At 32.3% G+C, this 23,832-nt stretch carries 23 protein-coding genes and 1 other annotated feature; of the genes, 3 read left to right on the forward strand and 20 right to left on the reverse strand.

Annotated elements, in window-relative coordinates; genetic code table 11:
* A partial coding sequence (locus Q3907_RS06235; protein WP_301897674.1) for a hypothetical protein occupies nt 1–482 on the forward strand: 482 nt, incomplete at its 5' end.
* On the opposite strand, the gene Q3907_RS06240 is transcribed toward Q3907_RS06235, so the two are convergent.
* The 12 genes from Q3907_RS06240 to Q3907_RS06295 all read right to left on the reverse strand — a co-directional run bounded on the left by Q3907_RS06240 (nt 479) and on the right by Q3907_RS06295 (nt 12,407).
* Nucleotides 479–736 (reverse strand): DUF3791 domain-containing protein, encoded by a 258-nt coding sequence (locus Q3907_RS06240; RefSeq protein ID WP_301897675.1) that lies wholly within the window; start codon nt 734–736, stop codon nt 479–481. The genes Q3907_RS06235 and Q3907_RS06240 overlap by 4 nt on opposite strands.
* A gap of 44 nt (nt 737–780) precedes the next feature.
* Entirely contained in the window at nt 781–936 is a 156-nt protein-coding gene (locus Q3907_RS06245; protein WP_301897676.1) for a hypothetical protein, read from the reverse strand.
* Nucleotides 937–1,011: 75 nt separating this feature from the next.
* Nucleotides 1,012–1,236 (reverse strand): hypothetical protein, encoded by a 225-nt coding sequence (locus Q3907_RS06250; protein WP_301897677.1) that lies wholly within the window; start codon nt 1,234–1,236, stop codon nt 1,012–1,014.
* A 94-nt stretch (nt 1,237–1,330) separates the two neighbouring features.
* Nucleotides 1,331–2,341: a DNA-processing protein DprA gene (locus tag Q3907_RS06255; protein WP_301897678.1), complete on the reverse strand. Its 1,011-nt coding sequence runs from the start codon at nt 2,339–2,341 to the stop codon at nt 1,331–1,333.
* A gap of 480 nt (nt 2,342–2,821) precedes the next feature.
* Nucleotides 2,822–3,427, reverse strand: coding sequence for a hypothetical protein (locus Q3907_RS06260; protein ID WP_301897679.1), 606 nt, complete (start codon nt 3,425–3,427; stop codon nt 2,822–2,824).
* A complete protein-coding gene (locus Q3907_RS06265) occupies nt 3,393–3,929 on the reverse strand; it encodes a hypothetical protein (RefSeq protein ID WP_301897680.1) in 537 nt (178 codons plus the stop codon). The genes Q3907_RS06260 and Q3907_RS06265 overlap by 35 nt, the downstream gene beginning before the upstream one ends.
* Before the next feature lies 1 nt (nt 3,930).
* Nucleotides 3,931–5,250: an adenylate/guanylate cyclase domain-containing protein gene (locus tag Q3907_RS06270; protein WP_301897681.1), complete on the reverse strand. Its 1,320-nt coding sequence runs from the start codon at nt 5,248–5,250 to the stop codon at nt 3,931–3,933.
* Nucleotides 5,251–5,435: 185 nt separating this feature from the next.
* Nucleotides 5,436–7,685 carry a S8 family peptidase gene (locus Q3907_RS06275; protein WP_301897682.1) on the reverse strand — a complete coding sequence of 750 codons (2,250 nt, stop codon included), beginning with the start codon at nt 7,683–7,685 and terminating at the stop codon, nt 5,436–5,438.
* Between the two features lie 6 nt (nt 7,686–7,691).
* The gene (locus Q3907_RS06280; protein ID WP_301897683.1) at nt 7,692–8,726 is read right to left on the reverse strand and encodes an ATP-binding protein; all 1,035 of its coding nucleotides are present in this window, start codon (nt 8,724–8,726) and stop codon (nt 7,692–7,694) included.
* A gap of 170 nt (nt 8,727–8,896) precedes the next feature.
* A complete protein-coding gene (locus Q3907_RS06285) occupies nt 8,897–9,088 on the reverse strand; it encodes a hypothetical protein (protein ID WP_301897684.1) in 192 nt (63 codons plus the stop codon).
* A gap of 351 nt (nt 9,089–9,439) precedes the next feature.
* On the reverse strand, nt 9,440–9,583 hold the full coding sequence (locus Q3907_RS06290) for a hypothetical protein (RefSeq protein WP_301897685.1): 144 nt from the start codon (nt 9,581–9,583) through the stop codon (nt 9,440–9,442).
* 211 nt (nt 9,584–9,794) lie between these two features.
* Nucleotides 9,795–12,407, reverse strand: a complete 2,613-nt coding sequence (locus Q3907_RS06295; protein WP_367881496.1) for a valine--tRNA ligase — start codon at nt 12,405–12,407, stop codon at nt 9,795–9,797.
* Between the two features lie 39 nt (nt 12,408–12,446).
* Nucleotides 12,447–12,639 (reverse strand) — a binding site (T-box leader).
* Nucleotides 12,640–12,713: 74 nt separating this feature from the next.
* On the opposite strand from Q3907_RS06295, the gene Q3907_RS06300 reads away from it, so the two are divergent.
* Entirely contained in the window at nt 12,714–12,962 is a 249-nt protein-coding gene (locus Q3907_RS06300) for a hypothetical protein (protein WP_147346080.1), read from the forward strand.
* Nucleotides 12,963–13,005: 43 nt separating this feature from the next.
* Here Q3907_RS06300 and Q3907_RS06305 read toward each other — a convergent pair whose 3' ends face one another.
* The 6 genes from Q3907_RS06305 to Q3907_RS06330 form a co-directional block, all read right to left on the reverse strand.
* Entirely contained in the window at nt 13,006–14,688 is a 1,683-nt protein-coding gene (locus tag Q3907_RS06305; protein ID WP_301897687.1) for a hypothetical protein, read from the reverse strand.
* Between the two features lie 274 nt (nt 14,689–14,962).
* Nucleotides 14,963–15,412 (reverse strand): DUF3990 domain-containing protein, encoded by a 450-nt coding sequence (locus Q3907_RS06310; RefSeq protein WP_301897688.1) that lies wholly within the window; start codon nt 15,410–15,412, stop codon nt 14,963–14,965.
* Between the two features lie 33 nt (nt 15,413–15,445).
* Complete coding sequence (locus tag Q3907_RS06315) at nt 15,446–15,739, reverse strand: HIRAN domain-containing protein (protein WP_301897689.1); 294 nt, start codon at nt 15,737–15,739, stop codon at nt 15,446–15,448.
* A 44-nt stretch (nt 15,740–15,783) separates the two neighbouring features.
* On the reverse strand, nt 15,784–16,158 hold the full coding sequence (locus Q3907_RS06320) for a DUF2752 domain-containing protein (RefSeq protein WP_301897690.1): 375 nt from the start codon (nt 16,156–16,158) through the stop codon (nt 15,784–15,786).
* Nucleotides 16,139–17,002, reverse strand: coding sequence for a GYF domain-containing protein (locus tag Q3907_RS06325; protein ID WP_295644623.1), 864 nt, complete (start codon nt 17,000–17,002; stop codon nt 16,139–16,141). Before Q3907_RS06325 ends, Q3907_RS06320 begins: the two co-directional genes overlap by 20 nt.
* A gap of 50 nt (nt 17,003–17,052) precedes the next feature.
* Nucleotides 17,053–18,177 (reverse strand): hypothetical protein, encoded by a 1,125-nt coding sequence (locus tag Q3907_RS06330; protein ID WP_301897691.1) that lies wholly within the window; start codon nt 18,175–18,177, stop codon nt 17,053–17,055.
* 341 nt (nt 18,178–18,518) lie between these two features.
* Between Q3907_RS06330 and Q3907_RS06335 the strand changes: the two genes are divergently transcribed.
* Nucleotides 18,519–19,736, forward strand: a complete 1,218-nt coding sequence (locus Q3907_RS06335; RefSeq protein ID WP_301897692.1) for an ATP-binding protein — start codon at nt 18,519–18,521, stop codon at nt 19,734–19,736.
* A gap of 471 nt (nt 19,737–20,207) precedes the next feature.
* On the opposite strand, the gene Q3907_RS06340 is transcribed toward Q3907_RS06335, so the two are convergent.
* Together Q3907_RS06340 and Q3907_RS06345 are read right to left on the reverse strand one after the other, a co-directional pair.
* A complete protein-coding gene (locus tag Q3907_RS06340; protein ID WP_301897693.1) occupies nt 20,208–22,052 on the reverse strand; it encodes a nucleoside-diphosphate sugar epimerase/dehydratase in 1,845 nt (614 codons plus the stop codon).
* An 87-nt stretch (nt 22,053–22,139) separates the two neighbouring features.
* Nucleotides 22,140–23,831 (reverse strand): LCP family protein, encoded by a 1,692-nt coding sequence (locus Q3907_RS06345; protein WP_301897694.1) that lies wholly within the window; start codon nt 23,829–23,831, stop codon nt 22,140–22,142.
* Nucleotide 23,832 lies beyond the last annotated feature (1 nt).

Raw genomic sequence — 23,832 nt, forward strand, 5'->3', positions numbered from 1 at the left:
CGCTACAGATACACCGATGGTGCGCTACACGCGCACCATTTTTCCGTCATATGCATATGAGATACATCGCAAAATCAAATCATAAATTTACAAAAGGTAAATTGTATAAAGCCTACTTTATCGAATATTGGGAAGGTGAACGTACTAGCCTACATGTAAGAGGTAATGATGGTACGATTACCGATTTTAATCATTTAGAAGATTTTGAAATTATACGTGATGAAGGTAATCTTCTAAACAATTATGAGGCTACTGTTCAATGTATTACACATCAATATGATCATTTAATTTGTAAAATCACATTTGGAGAAGAATACAAAGCTATTGGTAAAGATAAAAATGGACTTCTTTTAGTCATGGATGATTCTTATTGTTGCTACTTCTATCCTAATGAGGTTTTCAAAATCATTGATAATCCATATGAAATATTAGAAAAGACCAGTGTTTATTATAATCACCGTGGTGGATATAATTTCGATTAAACAGTTAAAAATGAGTTCTTATACAAAAAGCCCATTTTACACGTCTTTTCCTTTTCTCTAACAAACTCCGTAATGTCTTCAACTAAATATTCTTTTCCTAGCGTATGCAAAACATCATAGCATTTAATAATGTAATCATCCAATATACCTGTCGTATTCAAGATTTCGTACACTTCAGGCGTTGTCATATTCCAATGTTGGCCAAGAACATGAAGAATGAATACCACAAATGTTAATTCCTTTTTTTCAAGCATGAGATATACTACCTTTCAATTTCTTAGACATTTTATTATAAATGCTATTTATCAACAAAACCATGAACAGGTTTCTTCAATTCTTCTTGATGTTTCTCAAAAGCATCTCTGATTTCTTGTGGAGTATCCGGTTTTAATACTTTTTTAATTGTTGGCTTTTCCCTGTCAATATAAGGATACCAAATTGGCGCCCAATGCATAGTCTCACCCCCAAACTGTTTATTAATATGAATGCATTTTTAAAAGCGATTAACTCTACAATATGCAAATACCATCTATGATCCAAGTACTTTTTTGACCCTATCCAAACATTTTGGTAGATCACATAAAGCGGACTCAATTTCAGATTCTGTTGCTTCAGAAAAAAATTCTTTTATATCTTCATCAGTAATAGGTCCTCCTGGTTCTTTTTCTAAATACTCTTGAGGTATTTCACAATCAAAATATTCACACTCAATTTTTAAATCTTTAACTTTTATACCCTTCATTTTTCTATTCATGATCCCTTTCAAAATTATTATATATAATTTCATCTACGTCAAAAATCTATTTTAGAAAATATTTTGAACTTAATTAAAAAATTCATCACTTAAATCAATCTATTTCAACAACACTTACTTTCGCATCATTATCAGTCATGTTTAAAAGCAATTCATTTCTGTTTAAAATCTGTAGAACCTCTTTTAATGTTTTGAATGCACGAGCACCTTTACTAACATATTTTTTTGGCCATTGAATTAAAGGATTATCAATAGCAGATTGTGGAATTAAAACATCTCTACCCTGTTTTAACGCATAATCGGCTTGTTTCAATGCACCACTCGATTCTTTTGCTTCCATAATTATAGTTGCTAATGAAATGCCACTCATAACTCCATTACGTGTTGGAAAATTCCATCTATTAATAGCATTACATGGTGGAAATTGAGATACTACCAACCCATTCTTTTCAATTTGAATTTGTAAATCCTTATTCTCTTTAGGATAATACTGGTTGATTGGTGTACCAATGACAGCTATTGTTCTTCCACCATTAACTAATGCAGCAATATGAGTCGCAGTATCAATACCTCTTGCAAGTCCAGCATTTACGACGATATTTCTTTTAACAAGAGATTTAACGATACGCTCTGTTTTTTTCATGGATTCTTCACTAGCATTTCTACTACCTACAACACAAACAGATTTTTCTTCTAGCAAGTGAACATTTCCTTTTAAAAACAAATAAGGTGGAGCTTCTTTCGTTATAGCTAACAGTTTAGAATAAGCTTGATTCCCTTGTTTTACTAATATCACATCATTAGTTAAATTAGCGAAACTTTTCTTTACCATTCCATAACGAGCGTAAAATTCTTTATCTGTAGTATTAAGTAATTTAGATAATAAAGGAATATTCATTTTCAATCCATTTCGAAAACTAAAACAATGAGTTTCTTCAATCTGATGAATAAACTCACAAGTCTTTTTATCGTTGTTATTAAAATATTGTTGTATCGTATAATACAAAATCGCATCCCTTACGAAAGGTATGTTTATATCAAATGCTTCATTATTACCATTTACAACATTCATAATTTTACGTTCCTCAAAACCTCTTTCTAACATAATTATTTGATCATGCACCAATGGATTTAATCTTTATGCAGAAATATTTAAACACTATGCTCACTATATATAAAACAAAAACCTCCAATCTAATTGATAGAAAGAAGGTTTTCACTAGTCGCCTCGTAAGCAACCATTTCTGTTATTCATTATACAGTATACAAATAAATAATCAATATTTTTTAACAAGGTTGTTTCACAACATCATTAATTTTTCTAAGTAAAGAGATAACGATATCGATAAAACTTTCACTGAAGCCTTTCTTGCCAACCTATCTCATCTTCTTTGTATTTCCATGTTCAAAGTCAAAAGTCTAAATATTTAGAGGCATTACATGTATATACGCATCAAGCCTCCCCAAAGCCGATTTTTATTCATATTATGGTAAACTTCAACCTCTGAAACAACTAATTACTTAAACAAATTTATTATAAATTGCAAATTCAAATAATTAGAAACTTTCTATACATTTTTGTACTTTAAAAACATCTTTGAACACACGTAATGAATTTGAATAAAAATACAAGAAATTTATTTAACAAACAAGCTATCATCCAAGTATAAGGTAGAGCCATAATAATTAATCCGAAACCATTGAATTTAGCAGCTCTTTTGAACAAATTCATTTTATTTACAGTAATTTGACTGTTTATATGCACTTCTGAAGCAGCATCCTTGGCAAGCTTAGATAAAGCTATATCTTCGATTTCCGGAAAATATTCTTTAATTGTTAGTTTTATATATTCCTCTGTCTTGCCGATTTTAGCTATATCCCCATAAAAGATTAAATTACGTTCGCAATTTTCTTCATCAATTGTATTCTTAGCCTTGCTATTCATATTTGGTAAAAAAGAATACAAACTAATCAGACACGAAACTACAAATAGAATGGATGATATTAAAAACATAATATGATTCTCATTCAACGAATCAAACAGAAGGCCTATTAACGTTACATTAAATACAATTATAGCCGCATTTTTAGCTTCTGCAAAAGATAGCCAATAATTAGTCTGTTGAAGTTGTTTTTCAAAATGTTCTTCGATCAATTTATTTAGCTCTATATCTTTTTTTATTCCGTTCATATTCATCCATTCCTTTCTTCCCGTGAGAATAAGAGATTAACTTAACCTTGTTTGTCATTCCTTGTTGATAGCTTTCATATGCAAACAACATTTGTTCTGCAGTCTTAACATTTTCAAGCACTACATTTCTTAAAGATTTAAAAGATTGCGGAACACCAAGACAAAATTGATAATCACAGTCAGGAGTTTCATAAAAATGACGATCTTCAAAAGGAATTTTGTCTATATCAAACCAACTACCGCCATATATATCGCAACCTCGGTTTTTGTAGTCAAAAGGAATTACAACTTTTATCTCTTTTGAAAATTCACCCTTGAAGTCATCAGCCTGTGCATTACATTCTCTTATTATACGATTATTAACCGCAATAACTTTTAATTCGATCTTTGTAGGATTTGCATAAGGATATGCAACAATTTTTGTGAACGGATACTCTTTACGCAATTCTTTGATATCCTTTTCAACATTTTTATAGTAATTATCATCATACAGCAGGGCCATGTTATTTCATCCATGCTCCATTATAATTTTGTCTTTTTGTGCTCGTTTCCAAGTCTTTTTGAGTAATCTTGTTTTTCATGAAGTTATATCCAACAGTAGTGTAGTAATAATCATCTTGCTTTTTGAATATTTCTGCCCACGAAGCTTCATGATTTTTCAGATATTCATAAATTTCTCTAGAAATCACCAATTGATTCGGCTTTGCATTTTCATCTTCATTTCTGTCCGCTTCCACTACAACTGAACCAATCAATAAGTAATCTTTTGCATTACGTGCTCCTATTCTTGTTGCAAACATTTTACCAAATGATTGTCCTACTCCAATACTTACACCATATGGTTTAACAGCATCAATCAATTGTAGGCCTGCTTTAACAGCATCAAAATAACATTCATGGCCAGGATAATTGTGGAACAATGCAACTTCTCTATCACCTTGAAATTGAACATGTATACCATGATTTTGTTCCACTTTATTGTACATTGTTGTTAATATATTCTGCGTAGCAATAGCCATTTCATCAAGATTTGCATCATCGCTGTCAAACTTGGACGTGAATCCCCTCACATCAGCGAACAAAGGGATTCCTTGAAGTTCTTTACATTCTGTTTTTGATAACTTATCAAAACTAACAGGTTTAGTAGCTTGTCTAAATTCCATATTTGTAAGGTTTACTTTATTTGCATAATCTTGACTGGCTTTTAAATAATTTTCATTATCTAAATTACTTTGCAGTTTACCAATTCGAGTTTCATAATAACAATCTTCTCCGTATTTCTTGATCTTTGAAGATACAATTTTCGTATAAAGTTTCTTAGTTTCTTTATCTAACGCATCATATAATTTCGATGAAATTGCCAAACTTCCTTTTTTAGACAAACCTTGAAGTTTGGCAGCATAGTTTGCTGCATAACCAATCGTTGTTTCTTCATCTGCATTTTCTCTTTTAAACACAAAATTGTAAAATTGACCAAAACATGCTCCAGTTTGAATTCTAAAATTCATAAGAGTTTTATATTTTGATATTTCAACATTTAAATAACGTGCAAGTTGTCCCGCATATTTAACCACTTCTTGAACAATACTGTAAGCCTTTGCGATATCTTCTACAACATACATGTGTAATCTAGAGCCAGTAATCTTTTCGACCACAAAACTTTTTGGAAAATTTGTTTTTCCATAATATTCGATACTTGTAAAGAAAGTATCAAGTGCATGTATAGAATGATTCACCTTTCCCGTATGTTGTTCCTCATTCAATACAACATCATTAAAATTTTCTACATTCACATAAAAATGAATTCCTTCTGATTTTTCCATTAATTCTCCTTTCAAATTTTATATTATTAACAAAGACATAGCGAAACACTATTCTATTAGCGATAATACTTTAGCACTAACAAACATTCTCAACATACAAAATAATTCAATTATCTTATTACAATCATTTCTAGTAAATAAGCCAATCCAAATTAATTAAAATTGTATTTCGCTTTATGCCCTTATCAATCAAAAATGACCTCTTCTTCAGCTATGTGATAGATGTTAATCTGATTTTCTACATCCAATTTATTGACTATCCAACCGTTAAATTGACATAGCTGAATAAAATCTTTAATGCGATTTACTCCATTGATTTCCTTTAGAGTTACAATTACACCAAAACTCATGTTATAACCATCTTTTTCATTTAATCGTTCTTTAGTTCTGACACTCAAGCCCCATAATCCATTTGAATTATTTGGTTTTGGTTGTCTTTTCTTTCCTGTAGGTGTCAACAATTCATCACGTAATAATTTAACGTTATCCCATTTTCTATACTCTTTTCGAGCTTGCCCTTCATAAAGAATGATCCTTTCATCTTCAGATTGTTTATTCTTATTAATGGAGTTGATTCCTATTTTCCCATTCTTTTTCTTTTTCAACGTACCGAAATGAATATCTAATTCAGTATTCGTATAGTCTACGCCTTGGTTTCTTGAACATTTTGGAAAATAGCATAGAGTAGCTTTAGCCACAAACGGGAATTTTTCTTTATCTTCAGGAACAGGAATATTAGATACAAATGTATCAGAATCTAGTGTGATACCGTTAATCATAAACTTAATTTCATCATCCGGTGTTTTGATTATGTGTTCAATACGTTTTGGAACTACACCATAACCTATCTTTTGCGGGCTATATTTTTCGTTTCTCCATCCTGCTGCTGAGTCAATAATCAAAGCCTTCGCCAATTCTCTTGTTAGGCCTAAAACATCGATCAGATAAGATAATTTTCTCGCAATCCAAGGAGCGGCAAAAGATGTCCCACATACAAACTTTTCACCTAATGGCGTACAAACTCTTATTCTCTTGTCAGCAGTACCACCATAATAACTTACATCTGGTTTATTGAAAAAAGATAATACCAAACCTTCTCTAGTATAATCGGCTGGCTCACCATTAAAATCAACCGAATTAACAACTAATGAATTAATAGAATCTGCAGGGGCTCCAATCTTTTTTGCGTTAAATCGTGATGTTTTATTTGTACCTGCAACAACAAATATCACATCATTCTCATATTGGATTTTATCTAGAATTGCCGCTTCCGGAGAAATGAAGTTTGAATTAATTTCTAATGCAGAACCTAAAGATAAATTCCAGACTTTTATATCTCTATTCGATTCTACAATTTCCTTTATGGCTCTCATTACTGCAAATGAACTAAAGCTACCACTTTTGGCAACGCCAAAATGTCTAACCTTAAATCTTCCACATCCATCATCCAGTTCTTTATTGATGTTTGGTCCATCAACAATAATTGAACTTACCATTGTACCATGATCATAATCTGAACTATCTAAATCAATGCCATCAACCATATTTTTAAATTCAACCCATTCAGAAAAATAGACCGTCTCATCAAACATTGTGTCAATAACTCCAATTGTCGGCTCATTTCCAGGGTGTGGTATTGAAGTAACAATGTCTTCACAATCATAAAAAGAATCTTTTTCAAGCTTAGAAATGTCTGTAACTGCCATTGAGATTAAATATGGAGCTTTAGATATTAATACCCTATATTGATCAGGTCTAAGTAAAAGTGTTGTCCCATCAATATTCCTTACATCTAAAAAATTAATATCTAATTGTTTCATGATGTCCGAAGTTTTGGTTCCCGTTTCATAAATCGTAACGATTGCCGTTTCATCCATATCACTTACATCTTGATCTACGCCAAATTTTTCAACATAAAAAGCATCTACTATCGTATTAACAAATCTTGTTCTTGATACTTTGATTTTTGTTTTATCTTCGAACAATTTTTTATACTTTTTCGAATTAATATCATTTATAGTGTCATGACTAATAACATTACCAAAATAATTTTGAACAGCAGATATTACATTTGCGAGATTTTCTATAGCAGCCTCTAATTTATAACTTTCTAAACAATGAGTAATAATATGTTTTGGTTTGTTCTCATCTGTGAACTTAGCTCCTACAATCGTATCATTGTTTTTCTTTGAAGAACTTTCTAATATGCCTTTGATTCGATTCGATTTAGCAACCACTGTGTTATAATACACACTCACTAGTGGATTTATTTGTAATTTTTCATTTTGCCAAAACTTTTGAACATTCATTAAATCATTCTTCAAATTCATCAAGTGTTCAACTGTTACAGATTTATTCTTAGGCAAATTGGTGGGTCCCATAGGACTATTTTTTCCATGTTCAAAAGTGCCTTTTAATTGTAAAATTTCATTCATATACAATTACTCCTTTAATTCTCTTTGTACTTGGCTTTTTGATATACCTGTAAGTATTTCAATCTCCCTAACAGTGAATCCTTGACTTTGTAAATGCTTTAGATCCTTTATATCCTCTTTATAAAAACTCCTATACACTCTTCTTAAATAATCAAATTCATCATTCGGGTTACTAAATGCCAAAGAAGTTCTTATAATGTTTTTCAAATCTCCAGGATAAGGTATAGGATCTACAGAAGAAATTATTTTTCTGAACAATCTCATATTACTTCCAACATTTTTAAACTTAGACAAATAATGTTTTAATATGATTTCAGAAATATCAACTAAATCTTCATGTGAATATCTATTAAAATCAATGACTGAATCAAATCTTCTAACTAAAGCCTTATCAAAATGATTAAATAGATTTGTTGTCGCAATTAACAGTACCTCGTCATTTAGATTATCCAATCCCTTTAACACAGAAGTGGTTGCACGACCCATTTCTCTTAAATCATTAGAATCCGTCCTATCTAATGCAAGAGCATCTATTTCATCAAATAAAACAACAACTTTTTCAGGTGAAAACAATCCATTTATTTCATCAAATAATTGTGCTATATTTTTTGCGGTTTGACCAAGCTTGCTGTCAATCAAAAACGCAAAATCCACCATATACAATTCTCTATCAAGAATACGAGCTATCTGTTTTACAGATTCTGTTTTCCCCGTTCCTGGTGCACCTTGAAACAAGAACTTATTAACGCCGATTCCATGTCCAGCAGCATTTACTATTCCCACTATATCGTCTTTGATACAATCTGGTAGTGGTAACGGGTCTCCATTAACTTCTAGTTTCTTCACAAAAGCCAAATCATCCTCTTCCATCTGTGGAACAAAAGTATTCGCATTTGATAAAAGTGCCATAATATATTCAGCTAGTTGATAATCCCCACTTTTATCAAATTCATTCGCTATTTGATAAGCCTCGTTTCTAAAGGCAGAATCATTTTTTTCTGCATGATATTTTATTAAATTTATAATATTTGCCTTTTTCATTTTGATACCTTCCATCTCTCTTGTTATCGTTGATTCTATTTTAACATAGTTGGGACATTTTTACAATATATGGGACATTATCTAGTTTCTATCCTTTACTTATATAAAAAAAACGTCTAGAGTAACTCTGGGCGTTTGCGTTTCCTATCCTAATTTCTTAAGGATGTTATCTAATTGTGTTTTCTTTTTCGTAGATTTTCGTCGTGTTGTTTTTTTTCTGCGTTGACTTTAGCTTCTGGTGCTTTATTGACAAAGCCAGGATTTTTCAACATGCCTGAACAACGTTTGATTTCGTTTTCTAGGCGTGCGATTTCTTTTTCTAGTTTTCCTTTTTCTTCTTCTAAGTCAATTAATGCATCCATCGCAAGTTTGATTATTCATTTTTTATTTTCTCTTAATCATAATACATAATAGGTTCCCTTTCTTTTAGTAAGTAATTTCCCAGACAATTCATTTACGATTATATTATGTGAGCATCCATCTAACAATCTCCATACATTAAATAGAAATCATTATTGTCAACATAGTTGGTAATATATCCTTGTACAAAGGATGGTGCTCATTATGTCCTTAACTTTGCAAAATTTGTAAAGTTTAAAAAAGAAGCATTAGTAACTCAATTCACCAATGCTTCTATCGATATATTTTGCCGTGGTCGTCTTCGGACAACCCCTTGAAAGAGTCTGATGCGTTGAACTCTTTTTTTTGGCTTTTTACTGTTTTTTCAATTCCGGCAGAATGGCAAAACTGGTACCGAGGGATGCAACACCTGCCATGATTACTGCACCACCGATTGCCAATAACCAGAACTGCTCCATCTTTTCGTACTCCAACATAAAATGTGCCGCCCTCTGCATTTTCAAATCCTATCTCTTTTCGGATGTCAGGGACATACTCTTGCTTAAATTCAATATTCTGGTTCTCAAATTCTAACATCTTCTATCCCTTCCTTTCTCTTTTCTTGCTTCTTTCTTATTGTGAGAAAGAAAGAAAGGAAAGTGAAGAGATATAGAAACAAATGTTTTGTCGATTAAAAAAAACGCCCAGAAAATCTGAGCGTAATTTATACTATCCTAATTTCTTAAGGATGTTATCTAATTGTGTTTTCGTCATTTCTAGCTTTTCTGTGTAAGATGCTAGTTTTTCTTTTTCTGCATTGACTTTAGCTTCTGGTGCTTTATTGACAAAGCCAGGATTTTTCAACATGCCTGAACAACGTTTGATTTCGTTTTCTAGGCGTGCAATTTCTTTTTCAAGTTTTCCTTTTTCTTCTTCTAAGTCAATCAATGCATCCATCGCAACAGTTAATACAGCTTTTTCGATTGTACGTGATAATACATCTTCTGTATTTAAATCTTCTTTGACTGTGGCGTGTGCCATACGTGCTAGAATGGCAGTTGATTCTGAATTTAATGTTACATAACCATTGTCGTTGTGTAATGAAATCGTTAAGTCTTCACTTGGTTTCATTGCGTATTCAACTTTGATTTCACGAACCGTTTGAATTGCGCTGATAACTAATGCCATTTCGTCTTTTTCTGCATCTGTATATTCAAATTCAACTTTTTCTGGCCAAGTTTCAACATTTAAGCTTTCTTTATCATGAGGTAAGTTCAAATAGATTTCTTCTGTCACAAATGGCATGAATGGAGATAATACTTTTAAAATTCCCATCATGACTGTATATAGAACAGCTTTTGTATTGGCGACTAAGCTTTCGTCTTCTGAATATAGAGTAGCTTTAGAAAGTTCAATGTACCAGCTGCAGAAATCATCCCATACAAAGCTATATAATTCGTTTCCTACAATAGCCAATTCATATTTGTCCATATTTGTAGATACATGGTCTAATACTTCGTTAAAACGAGCTAAGATCCATTTGTCTACACTATTGCCTTTAGTCATGTCTAGTTCTGGTTTAGTATCTCCAATTTGCATTTGAACATAACGAGCTGCATTCCAGATCTTGTTGATAAAGTTCCAGCTTGCGTCCATCTTAGTTTCATCAAAACGTAAGTCTTGTCCTGGAGTTGAGTTTGTTGTTAAGAAGAAACGTAAGGCGTCAGCACCCTTTTCTTGAATTACATCCATTGGATCAATGCCATTACCTAATGATTTAGACATCTTACGTCCTTGTGTATCACGAACAAGACCATGAATTAATACGTCTTTGAATGGACGGTTCTTCATGCAGTAGCGTGTTTGGAAAGCCATACGAGCCACCCAGAAGAAGATGATGTCATATCCTGTTACTAATACATCATTTGGGAAATAGCGTTCTAGATCCGCTGTTGTTTCTGGCCAACCAAGTGTTGAGAAAGGCCATAATGCACTTGAGAACCAAGTATCCAATACATCTTCATCTTGTGTCCAGTTTTCAATGTCTTTTGGATCTTCCATACCAACATAGATTTCACCAGTTTCTTTGTTTGTCCAAGCAGGAATTCTGTGTCCCCACCACAACTGACGTGAAATACACCAATCTTCAATATTTTCTAGCCATTGTTCAAATGTTTTATTGAAACGAGAAGGTACAAAGTTGATTCTTTGATCTTCAATTTCTTGATTCTTTAATACTTCTTGTGCAAGTGGTTTCATTTTTACAAACCATTGTTTACTTAAATAAGGTTCTACGATAACACCAGTTCTTTCTGAGTGTCCTACTTGGTGTAAGTGTTCTTCAATATGATCGACTACACCAGCATCTTTAAAGTCATTGACTAAGGCTTCACGACATTCAAAACGATCCATACCTGCATACTTACCACACATATCATTCATCGTTCCATCTGGATTCATACAGATAGGCATTGGTAAGTTGTATTTTTTAGCTAATGCAAAGTCATTTGGGTCATGTGCTGGCGTACATTTCATAACAGCTGTACCAAAGCTCATATCAATATAGTCATCAGCCATGATTGGAAGTTTGTCTCCATTTGCAGGGTTGATCGCATGCATTCCAACAATGTCTTTATATCTTTCGTCATCTGGGTGAACAAAAATTGCTTGATCGGCAAACATTGTTTCTGGACGAGTTGTCGCAATCACTAATTCTTGTCCAGTTTCCACAACTTTATATTTAAAGTAATACATGTGACCCATGATTTCTTTGTGTTCAACTTCAATATTAGACAATGCTGTTTTAGCTTCAGGATCCCAGTTGATGATTCTTTCACCTTGATAGATTAGTCCATCATTATATAAGTCTACAAAGACTTTACGAACGGCATGACTTAAACCTTCATCTAATGTAAAGCGTTCACGACTATAGTCTAAAGATAAACCTAATTTAGCCCATTGACTACGAATGGTAGAAGCATATTCTTCTTTCCACTCCCAAGCTCTTTCCAAGAATTTTTCACGACCAATGTCATAACGAGAAATTCCTTCTGATTTTAAACGAGCATCTACCTTTGCCTGTGTTGCAATACCTGCATGATCCATTCCGGCTACCCAACATACGTCATAGCCCTTTAATCTTTTATAACGACATAAAATATCTTGTAATGTTGTATCCCATGCATGTCCTAAGTGTAGCTTTCCAGTTACGTTTGGTGGAGGGATCACAATACAATATGGGCGTTTTGATAGATCGCCCGCTGTGAAATATCCTTTTTCAATCCAATTTTGGTATTTATCATTTTCTACTGCTAAATGATTATATTTTGCTTCCAACGTCATCCACAATCATCCTTTCCATAAATATAAAAAAGCACATCCCCATAGGACGTGCTTGACGTGGTACCACCTAATTTTATTCTCATTCACATTAACGCTGTGTCACGAAATTTACTACTTCATTTCATAAATTCAACTCAAAGACTACCTTCATCTACCCTACACACAAGCTTTCACCAGCCGCTTGCTCTCTAAAGAATACAAGTAAATTACTCCTTCTTGTCATCGCTTTGAATTTAGTTTATCAAAGAAAAAGTAAAAACTCAAATCATTTTGAAAAATAAGTTGTTTTATTTTCTAGTTTACTATATGATGATTAAAGAAAGCGGTGTAAACATGGATAATCAATTATACAATCAAATCAAAGCTGTTCATGAACAGTATATTAAAGAACAAAATCGTTTAGAAGATGAAATCGATCGTTTAAGAAGAGAAATCGTTTGTCTAGATAATGAAGATGAAATCGAAGCCTTGAATAAACTTGTTCGAATCGATGACATCAAACGTAAAATGGTTGTAGAATTCATTCATAGTTTAGATAAGATTGTGGAGCAATAATTGCCCCACATTTTTTTACTAAATTTAAAAATTTTTGTTTTAATCAATCTATTCTATTTATATATTCAAAAAAAGTATTATCTTTGAAAGGCTTAAAAACTAGATCCAATCTTTCGTCATCTACTAACAAATTCATCATTTGGCACTTTCTTTCAAAGTCTGTCAACATGGCACTTTTAAAAACTCTTCTATAATGGTATTTTAATTCTTGTCCAAATAATTCTAGGCAACAATTCCCTTCCTCAATCAAACTTATAGGATTAGTAAACTTATTCATAGTATCTTTTGATTCAACACCTACATTTATTGTTAATTTTCTACTCTGCCATGATAAAGCTTTCTTGTTATTTTGAATCAAATTAGATATGCCATATATTAATTTTGAATCCTCTTTTCTAAATTTTTTTGGCAATTTAAAACAAACATCAAAATAATTTTCAATCAAGCACAATCTTTCAAAAAAGTCAATTTCAGCATCTATTGCAGATGTATCAATATCTGAATCATTTTCAGGTTGCGCTTTTATTGCATATTGATGTTGTTCCAATAAATAAACTCCAAAACCTTTTTTCATTTGTACAGCTTTAATAAATTTTGTGTAATTAAGCCTTTCTTTACAAGTTGGTTTTATAATATTACTTGTAAAATCAAGCCTTTGATCGCCTTTAATCTTGAATCTAAGTTCAAAATATATATGTGTATTTTTCTGTTCTTTGTTAGATACAACATATGTTCCATCATCTAAAATCTCTTTTGTTCTGAACAAAATATATTCAAAATAAGTAACATCGTCCACAACTACTGAGCAAGGAGCCGCTTTAGGAAACTCTTTTGGTTTTACCATCAAACTTTGACCCCGTAATTCTTCAGCTTCTTTTTGAACTGGATCTTTGACGTTTCCTAACATTTTTGTTGCATCAGTAACTTTTACAAACATATTTTTTTGATGCCTATATGCATATTCAAATGGATCAACATCTTTATTATGGTATAAATTTTCACCTATTTTTATATCCGCTCGTATATTCATACTAGAAGGATATTTTTGTTCAGCATCCTTGGTCAAGGGTACACTAATCAATCCACCGTTAATATAGCTATATCCGTAATCTGGATATAGTACATGATTTTTAGACATGTCTAAAAAACAATTATTAAGTATAGAATTAGCTTGTTCAATTTTATTTTCTGCAACCAGTGTTGGTAAATATTCTTGAGAAATTATAGTTATTTTATTTTCAAGACATGTCAATTTATCACTAAATTCATCAAATTTAGTATCAACATGTTCTGTCACACTATTTACAATATCAGAAGCAATAATATAATCTTGTAAAGATATATTTTTTGAGTAAACATATTTAATAATATCAATACACGTTGCAACGATTTTTTTAACATTATTTATAGACTCTTTATTATTTGCTTTCGAAAACTTAACAGCTTTATCAATCACTTCTTCACGTGCTCGTCCTCTTTCAACAGTGTTTATTGAAAAAACTCTTGTTTTCACATCAGTAATTAAGTGATTTAAAATATAGTTCAATAAACCTTCAAAATCAAATTCTTCTTTCATTGAATATAATCCATTCAATTCCTTTTGTTCACTGATATATTTTTTTAATTTGTTTCGCAACAATTGTTCGTTTAGTTTTTTGTTTATCTGACTTTTTCCAACTTCTAAACCTATATCAGTAAGTTTATCTAATAAAATATCGTCTATCATTTTCCCTCCATTATTCTTATCTTATTAATCGAAACTTATAGTATATTAACTAGATTTGTTTCAATGATATATCATTTTTAATACAAACATTTCTAGTTTATAAAGTTTATACAAAACTAAAATAAAAATGTGAAAAGATTATTGAATGTCCGTGCACAAAAATTGAATATATAATTTTTTCTATTTTGTTAAACAATAGCTACCTATAATTTCATCATCCTTTTGATCAACATCTGATTATTTTCTACAATAGGCTCATCAAAATATTTGTTGATCATAATTCATAACTCCTATCATATTCTAGACATTTCAATGCGGCTTCTGTACAAAATACAATTTGATATGTCGGATACTTAAATTTAACCAACTCCCAAAATGCAGTTCTAGAAATGAACCCCCGCGCAAAGTCATTCACATAATTCCAAATTGTATCATCTGCCATTGGCCCTTCAACAATATCATAATCATGTCTTTCACCTTGTCTTGATGAAACTACAAAATCTAGCCATTCGTCGCTCATCTCTTTAAAGATCAGACAATTTAAATTCTTATTTTCAGCATAAGAATATACATTCACAACATGTTTATTCTTTTTAGTTAAAGCCCATCTTTTAGCTTGTTTTTCAAAATTCGTACAATAGAATCCATATCCAAAATCTTTGTATGAACCATCTAAATATATTTTTGGCTCATCTAATACTTTATTGTCACCCTGATACCACATCTTACTTATACCTATTCCAATTATTTTCTACCCTTATTCTACAAGTTCACATACAACTCCCTTATCTAGAATGAACTTGATCTTACCCTGTGCCTCATCTTCGATCTTATCATATAATCTTCCAGCACTGTAGCTTTCACCTAGTACTGTATATGGACTATTGGCAACATATCCAATCTTTCCTAGTCCTGCAAGATTGACACTGATGGCTTCTTTATCAAATTCATTGTCCTTATCTTTCTTTAAATATACGACCATTTCCTTTTCTAGAAACTCATTTCCGTAATAATGGTTTAAACCTGTAATTGTGAAATAAATGTTTGACATAATCATGTCCTCCTTTTGATTTCACAATACATCATTAATTGACATTATACGTGTCTAAATATGAGATAAATTAAATTATTTTTTGAATAAATCATTGGACTATTTGGAAAATAAACAATCATACGATACATGTAATATACAATCATTAAAATACACCATACAATAAGGATTCCTTTTACTCTTTGTTCATTTTTATAATTGACAATACAAACCACAAAAAGAATAAGTGTAGGAATAAGTAGCGCATGATAATACAAAGATTTATTTATATTCAAATGAAGAAGATAATACAGACTTGTCTTCATGTTGCATCCTGGACACGGTAAGCCTGTAACACTTTGAATAGGACATTTATAGAATAATAAAAGAAGGAATAGTATAAGAACTATTCCTAAAGTCTTAGTTTTTTGTGAGTCCATTGATATTACTTTGTAGGATGCAAAAAGAAACTATGGATAGCTGTAGAATAGCTAATACCATTAAAACAACACTATCATCACTTAGGTGTTGACCATTTTTAGTAAGGCTAGAAACCATCTTACCTGCTTTATACATATAGTAAATTTGATATATACCACAAGTGACAATACTTAATACAACCACAAGGAATGGATCGGGTCCTTTTTCTTGGTGTTGGCTTGCACATAAATCATTTAAATCTTTGGCGATGGTATATAGCCAATAAAGACCATATATTCCACATGTCACAAAGCTTAATACAACATTTAAGGCAATACTCTTTTCTTTAACCCCATAATAAGAAGGTTGGGGTGTAGGTTCTTGTTCTGGCATTTCATTTCCTGCAAGCTTGGTATTTTTTAGGTGCGTCCAATCTTGCATACCTGTTTTCCATACAAAGCTATTGCCTGAAAGAATACCCGCATCCATAAACCCTTTCATTTCTTCTTGTGAATAAGGTCCTTTGGAATCATTGTTTTCAACATAATACCAATTCTTTTCTTCATCCACACGCATAAATTGATTGAGTTCACTATCCTCTAGTTTTTGCCAATCCTTTAAACTTGCCTTCCATACTAGAGTAGAACCCGTAATTTTATTGGATTCAATCAATTCTTTCATTTCTTCTAAAGTAAATGCACCTTTAGAATCATTATTCTCTACATAATACCATTCTTTAGCTTGTGTTTTATCAACAACCTCAATGGGTTCAACAATCTCTTCTTCGACTTCTACTTTTGTTCCACAATTTGAACAAAACTTTGCATCGTCACTGATTTCGTGACCACAATTTTTACAAAACATAACAAACATCCTTTCGATTGATTCAATTATAAGATGAATCTTGTGTTATCTCAACTACTTAAGAAAAACTTAAGATTATGAATTTGTCGATTCAACAAAACACATAGCTTATGAATACGTTGATCTGAATAGTAAGTCACATATTGATATTGATGCAATAAATCGTCAAACCATGCAGGTAAATCTTGTAGTGCATCTATATCAATGCGGTTTAAATCTTGTACGACTTGAATGATCTCTTTAAAGGGTTTTATTTCATAAAAGAATTTTCCTTCACCTACAACATGCATTTCATTATCATCGTAGTATTGAATATTAAGACTTTGTCCATTATCAAATATAGGTGCGACATCCATCCATTTGAGTGTGTTCACATTTCGAATGATGCCAAAATTATTTAAATGACGATCTTCATTCAACATTAAGTAGTCCAATACGAACATATTCTCCATTTTAATACGAACATCTTCAATACCTTCAGACTCTAATTTATGAATATAAGAATCATAGTCATCAATTGTATCATCCATAATTTGACGAGCCGTAATAAGCTCTGTATTGACATCAATAAAACATGGACATTTAGAAACAACCATATCTTTGTAGATAGCCAAAGAGTAGTCAACATGATCAAATCCAAGTCTTCTACAAATTTCACTAGCCAAGACTTCATTAAAAGGTTGTAGTGTCTCACTTTTATACCCACCCTTCAATAAATAGCGAATTCCATCTTCAATGATCCAAGCCTTTTTTAACATACCATCCGTTGTATTATTTGGAGAATATAATGAAGACTCATTTTGAATACAATTCGTATTCTTTGATAAAGAAGCATCCATGAATGGAGCATATTCAAAATCATTTTCAAAGAAATTGATCTTATCATAGAATATATTCAAATCTATTGGTTTTAACCAATATTGATCGGATAAAGATAAGCCAAAAGCCTTATCCAATAATTCACTTGGTGCATGTACATTCAAACGGTGCATTAATAAATCCAACCGATCTCTAAAGGATGGGATCCCACGATTTTTAAACCATTCACTCAATTCAACACATGAAACACACAAATGATAAGGCATATAGTCCGTATTATACAACGCATATATATTCGTGAATACACCAACTCCACTATGATATTCAGCCTCTAGTACAGGTGTATTTTTATTCATTAAGATACATCTCATTTTCTTTTCTCCAATATTAAACTACACACTAATTATACAAAACATTCATCATTTAAGATATATTTACATTCCATTTTAATTCATTCTTCTTTCAATTTCTATGTTGCCCATTGGCTAATTAGAAAGAATCCCGTCATCCTGCACTAACTGTCCCAATAAATTTTTTCGATAACTAAAGTTTAGAAAAAGTGCTTTGGCTCGTATCTGATTAGTTTGCGATAGTGGAAAATATTAAGGCAAATAAAATATTTATTTCCGAAAAGGGAAAATAATACGATATTCTACGTATAATATGCTATAATGAGAAAAAAAGGAGGAATACAGATATGGTTGAACGAAAAGAATATCTTGACCAGCTTTGGGCATGGAAAGACGAGCAGCAAATCAAGGTCGTAACCGGAATCCGTCGCTGTGGAAAATCTGTACTTCTAAAACAGTATCAGCAAAGACTCTTAGCGAATGGAGTCGCACCAGAACAGATTATATCTATTAATTTTGAAAATCTGGATTACGAGCCTTTAAAAGATTATATGACGCTGTACAATTACCTCAAAGAACGCTTGTGTGCGGATAAGATGACATACATCTTTCTGGATGAGGTTCAGGAAGTTCCATCATTCGAAAAAGTGGTTGATAGCCTTTATATCAGAGACCATGTTGATGTTTATATCACAGGTTCAAATGCATATATGCTATCAAGTGAGCTTGCAACGCTTTTGTCAGGAAGATACATAGAGATCAAGATGCTGCCGCTTTCTTTTTGCGAGTATATGGCGCTGACGGGCATTGCAAAAGAGGAAGCTTTTGTAGAGTTTATGAAAACTGGTGGAATTCCGTACGTGGCAGTAATGAACCGAACGGATGAAAAAATAGACCAGTATTTGGAGGGAATCTACAATACCGTCATCGTAAAGGATATCGAGCAGCGTCAGGAACGAAGAGAAAAAGAGGATGGAAAAAGAAGAATCACAGACATTGCGTTACTGAAGACAATTGCCAGGTATCTAGCAAGCGTTATCGGTAGTCCGGTGTCAATGAAAAGCATCACTGATTATCTGATTTCAGCAGGCAGAAAAGTATCCCAAAACACAGTCAGTGATTATGTTGAAGCCCTGACAGAATCTTTTATTTTCTATCCTGCGGAGCGGATTGACATTGTAGGAAAACAGCTCTTAAAAATCAACAAAAAGTTTTACATGGTAGATATGGGAATCAGAAACCATATTCTTCCAAGAAAACGATACGATCTTGGTTTTACCATTGAGAACATTGTGTATCTCGAACTTTTGCGAAGGGGTGGCAAAGTCAATATCGGCAAATACGGTTCTACAGAAGTCGACTTTGTGACACAGAAGGAAGGTGTGCTTACCTATTATCAGGTAACTGCTGATATGACGGCAAAAGAAACCTTTGAAAGAGAGATGAGACCGCTGCAAAGCATTCAGGATAATTATGAAAAGATTGTCCTGACTCTTGATCGTTTTTCACTCGGAAATTACGATGGCATAAAAGTTGTAAATGTCATCGACTGGCTTTTGGAATGAGGAAGATGTAGCCTATACAAAAGCTCCATCACATAACGGAAAGCGAGGGCTGGGTTCTGATGAACAGCCCTTTTTAATTGTGTATTCAACAAAGCAATAGAATCAGTATCTACGTTTTGTAAAGATGTAGGAAGTGGCAACAGATTGAAGTAAGATCGTACAGGAACATTTCAAGAAATACATAATAATTTCCAAAGAGAGGAAATTAAATACAGACGGAACATCTTAAAAAATAGAATGGAAGTAAATAATGAAATGATTGACTACAACAACGGTAATCATCGATTATACTTTCCAAATAAAATCATAGTCAATTGGTTTATAGATTCCATGGATTTGTCAAAAGAATGTTTCCCTTATACTATTCTGAATTCGAATGGAAATTCAATAATTACCACTCATTTGCAAAAGAGGAGCTATAAATAAAAATGCCGAGTATATTCTCAGCATTTACAAGATATAATTACACATCTAGTCTTGAATCATATTCATCAAGACATCTTTGATTTGTTGTTTATCATCTGTTGTTTCCATTAATTCTTGTAGTTGAACTAAATCGGAATCTACAACATTTGAATCAATATCCATTTTTTCATGAACAAAGATTAGGTTGTTGTCTGTTTTATGACACTCTTCCATTTCAAGCGCCAATTCTTCAAACATCTTTTCACCAGGTCGTAATCCAATTTCTTGAATTTCAATATCACGACCAGGTACAAGTCCGGCTAAACGAATCATTTTATCCGCAAGATCCCAGATTTTAACAGGTTGTCCCATATCTAATACGAAGATTTCTCTTTCATTCGCATAGAAACCGGCTTGTAGAACCAATTGGGCCGCTTCAGGAATGGTCATAAAGTAACGCTTAATATCTCTATGCGTAACGGTTACGGGACCTCCATTTTTGATTTGTTCTTTAAAAATTGGAATCACAGAACCATTCGATCCTAAAACATTTCCAAAACGAACGGCCGCCATATGAATACCACAATGTGTAGTTCTTGACTGCATATACATTTCTGTCATTCGTTTAGTGGCTCCCATGACATTGGTTGGATTTACTGCTTTGTCGGTTGAAATCATAATAAATCTAGAAATACCACAGTCACAACAAGCGTCAATCACATTCTTAGTTCCAAAGATATTATTGCGAATAGCTTCTGTAGGACGATCTTCCATTAAAGGCACATGTTTATGAGCGGCTGCATGGTATACTACATCCGGCTTATAGTTCTTCATTAATTTATAAATTTCTTTTCTTTCACGAATGGAAATAATCAATGATTCAAGTTCAATCGAATCCTTCATTTCACATTTTCTTTTCATGACCAAGAATTCTTGTTTCAACATATACAAAGCATTTTCATTGATGTCCACCATAATCAATTTAGATGGATTAAAACGAACAATTTGACGACACAATTCAGAACCAATCGATCCACCTGCTCCAGTAACACAAACCACTTTGTTTGTAAGATACGATCCAATTTCATCCACTTTTAAATCAATACTCGGACGATTCAATAAATCCTTGATATCAATATCCTCAAAAGAAATATGATTATTCGCATCACTACCAACTAAGATACGCATCATTTTTGTAGGGATTGAAGTCGAAGCACATAAATCCAATATTTCCTGCTTTCTTTTATCACTTACAGAAGAGATTGTAATAAAAATACAACGCACGTTATTTTCATCACATACTTGTTTAACTTCTTCAATCGTTCCAAGTACTGGCTTCCCACTAAGCATAGTCCCCTTCTTTTTAAAGTCATCCACAAAACCAATGACATTATAAGGATAGGCCATATTATGATATATTTCATTCATCAATAAATAGCCGCCATTACCAGCACCAACAATCAAACAATTCTCGACTCTTTCAAGATCCATAATATAACGTCTAGCCATACGATAGAGCATTCTAGCACCAAGTAAGAACACAAAGCATAATAATTCGGCTAAAGCAATCAGTTCAATATTAAAAATATCGACTTGAATCACAAAAAAAGACATTACGCAAAAACAAACTAAACAACTTAAAAAAGTACGAACAATTTCATTTGGCCCAGTATATGTCCATAAAGACATTTGCGTTTTAAATAGGCGTAACACAACAAAATGGATTGCCAATAAGAAGAACAATCCTAAACCAAGTAGTTTTGTCAAAGTGATTACGCGTCCTGAAATCAAAAAATTATTTTGAATTAAAAATGCGACAATATAAGCCAAGAAAACAATACACACATCAATAAATGATATTAGTAGTCCTCTGTAATTTTTATATAAATTAGATTTATAAAGACTATTCATTGTAAAACCTCTTTTTCATTTATTTATTATAACTGAAAATACATAAAAAGTAAAAAAACCATTTCATAGACGAAATGGTTTTATAAATTAATTTTCTGGTTCTTCTGTAAACTCATTATTCGTATCTTCTGTATCTGGAGTTTGTGGAGTATATGTTTGTTGATCTTGAACAATTTGATCTGAATAGATTGGCTCTTCAGTAACGTTTTTCTCCTCAATATAATCTGTAGTTGGAACTGTTTCATAATAATTATATTGAGGTGTACCATCTTCAGCTACTTCTTTACTTGATTTTCCATCCATTACTGCTTGAATCTTTTCTCTTGCGATTCTTACTGTATTCAAGTCTGGTACTTGTACACTTGCAGCTTGTCCCATGGATGCACACATTAAATTATCACCTAAACCTGAAATCTGATAAGTTTCAAATTTCCATGATGGTTTAGTCTGTAATTCATATTTAATCAAATCTGTGATTTCATCATATGTCATATTCGTTTCAAAAGCATTTTGTAGAGAATCAATAAAGCTTGTGTAATTTACTAATGCACTACTACTGATTGCACGATTGATAATAGCCTGTAAAACCTTTTGTTGGTTACGAACACGCTGATAATCTCCATCAGCATAAGCTTTTCTTTCACGAGCAAACGCCAATGCCGTTTCACCATTAACATGATTTAACCCTACTGGAAGTCCTGGTTTCATATTTGCCCAGAACATGTCACATTGTTCGCCTTCTTCTACATTTAAATCAATTCCATCCAATGCATTTACAACGTCAATAACGCTTGTAAAGTTTACACGGAAAGAATAATTGACTTTTAAATCATAGAATTTTTCGACCGTTTCACGCGTAGTATTTAATCCATAAATACCCGTATGTGTAATCTTATCCATTTGACCATTTGGACAAGCCACATCCCCATCAGCATCACAAACAGTTTCTACATACGTATCACGAGACATACTCGTTAAAAGAATTGTTGAAGTTTTAGGGTTGATTGTAACCAACATATTCACATCACTACGACTCAATGTACTTACATCACCCGTTGTATCATTACCACTAATTAAAATTGTAAAAGGATTTTTAGTGATGTCAGAAACTACCAATGAATCATTCTTTTTCGTAGTATAATACGATTTTGAATATACGACACGAGTTTCAGTTGAGAAATGCTCATATTCCTCAACACTTGTAATATTACCACGATAAGATTCATTTAAAATCATCGCATCAATATCACCTTTGTATAATGCTTCTACTAAACTTAGAGCACCATCATATTTTTCAAGATCAAAATAATTCGCACCCTTTTCTTTCTTAACAGCCTTTAATAATTTACTCGTTCCAACCTTATCGACATTGTTAAGTCGGCCAACCTTTTTACCCTTTAAAGAAGATAGTTTAGTAATTTTACTCTCATCCTTAACAATAATGGAAACTGTATTCTTTACTTCACCAACCTTGTGATCCGTAACCTTTTGCATGAAACCATCCGTCTTATAAAGATATAAATTTCCAATGCCCATAGATACTGTATACAAAAGCACAAATATAACCGCAAGGACTTTACTAACAATTCCCTTTGCCATTATGTTGATCCATAATATAAAAATCAAGCATAGTAAAATAAATAATAATACGACTGGAATGAATAGATTTTGTGGTAAAATATCCATTTTATATAATTGAACTACAATTAATCCTGAAGCAGCTACCATCAAGATGGAAAGAATAACTGCAACAACCTTAAAAATAATATTCTTTTTCATG

Source organism: uncultured Holdemanella sp. (assembly GCF_958348295.1).
Taxonomy (GTDB): Bacteria; Bacillota_I; Bacilli_A; order Erysipelotrichales; family Erysipelotrichaceae; genus Holdemanella.

Bases quoted from the DNA above. Each gene is read 5' to 3' on its own strand.
- Q3907_RS06255 (WP_301897678.1), bottom strand. From the start codon at position 2,341: ATGTTAGAAAGAGGTTTTGAGGAACGTAAAATTATGAATGTTGTAAAT.
- Q3907_RS06275 (WP_301897682.1), bottom strand. From the start codon at position 7,685: ATGAATGAAATTTTACAATTAAAAGGCACTTTTGAACATGGAAAAAAT.
- Q3907_RS06325 (WP_295644623.1), bottom strand. From the start codon at position 17,002: ATGTTTTGTAAAAATTGTGGTCACGAAATCAGTGACGATGCAAAGTTT.
- Q3907_RS06270 (WP_301897681.1), bottom strand. From the start codon at position 5,250: ATGGAAAAATCAGAAGGAATTCATTTTTATGTGAATGTAGAAAATTTT.
- Q3907_RS06290 (WP_301897685.1), bottom strand. From the start codon at position 9,583: ATGCAGAGGGCGGCACATTTTATGTTGGAGTACGAAAAGATGGAGCAG.
- Q3907_RS06305 (WP_301897687.1), bottom strand. From the start codon at position 14,688: ATGATAGACGATATTTTATTAGATAAACTTACTGATATAGGTTTAGAA.
- Q3907_RS06300 (WP_147346080.1), top strand. From the start codon at position 12,714: ATGATGATTAAAGAAAGCGGTGTAAACATGGATAATCAATTATACAAT.
- Q3907_RS06280 (WP_301897683.1), bottom strand. From the start codon at position 8,726: ATGAAAAAGGCAAATATTATAAATTTAATAAAATATCATGCAGAAAAA.
- Q3907_RS06310 (WP_301897688.1), bottom strand. From the start codon at position 15,412: ATGTGGTATCAGGGTGACAATAAAGTATTAGATGAGCCAAAAATATAT.
- Q3907_RS06250 (WP_301897677.1), bottom strand. From the start codon at position 1,236: ATGAATAGAAAAATGAAGGGTATAAAAGTTAAAGATTTAAAAATTGAG.
- Q3907_RS06345 (WP_301897694.1), bottom strand. From the start codon at position 23,831: ATGAAAAAGAATATTATTTTTAAGGTTGTTGCAGTTATTCTTTCCATC.
- Q3907_RS06240 (WP_301897675.1), bottom strand. From the start codon at position 736: ATGCTTGAAAAAAAGGAATTAACATTTGTGGTATTCATTCTTCATGTT.
- Q3907_RS06260 (WP_301897679.1), bottom strand. From the start codon at position 3,427: ATGAACGGAATAAAAAAAGATATAGAGCTAAATAAATTGATCGAAGAA.
- Q3907_RS06265 (WP_301897680.1), bottom strand. From the start codon at position 3,929: ATGGCCCTGCTGTATGATGATAATTACTATAAAAATGTTGAAAAGGAT.
- Q3907_RS06340 (WP_301897693.1), bottom strand. From the start codon at position 22,052: ATGAATAGTCTTTATAAATCTAATTTATATAAAAATTACAGAGGACTA.
- Q3907_RS06335 (WP_301897692.1), top strand. From the start codon at position 18,519: ATGGTTGAACGAAAAGAATATCTTGACCAGCTTTGGGCATGGAAAGAC.
- Q3907_RS06285 (WP_301897684.1), bottom strand. From the start codon at position 9,088: ATGGATGCATTAATTGACTTAGAAGAAGAAAAAGGAAAACTAGAAAAA.
- Q3907_RS06315 (WP_301897689.1), bottom strand. From the start codon at position 15,739: ATGTCAAACATTTATTTCACAATTACAGGTTTAAACCATTATTACGGA.
- Q3907_RS06245 (WP_301897676.1), bottom strand. From the start codon at position 936: ATGCATTGGGCGCCAATTTGGTATCCTTATATTGACAGGGAAAAGCCA.
- Q3907_RS06320 (WP_301897690.1), bottom strand. From the start codon at position 16,158: ATGGACTCACAAAAAACTAAGACTTTAGGAATAGTTCTTATACTATTC.
- Q3907_RS06330 (WP_301897691.1), bottom strand. From the start codon at position 18,177: ATGAATAAAAATACACCTGTACTAGAGGCTGAATATCATAGTGGAGTT.
- Q3907_RS06295 (WP_367881496.1), bottom strand. From the start codon at position 12,407: ATGACGTTGGAAGCAAAATATAATCATTTAGCAGTAGAAAATGATAAA.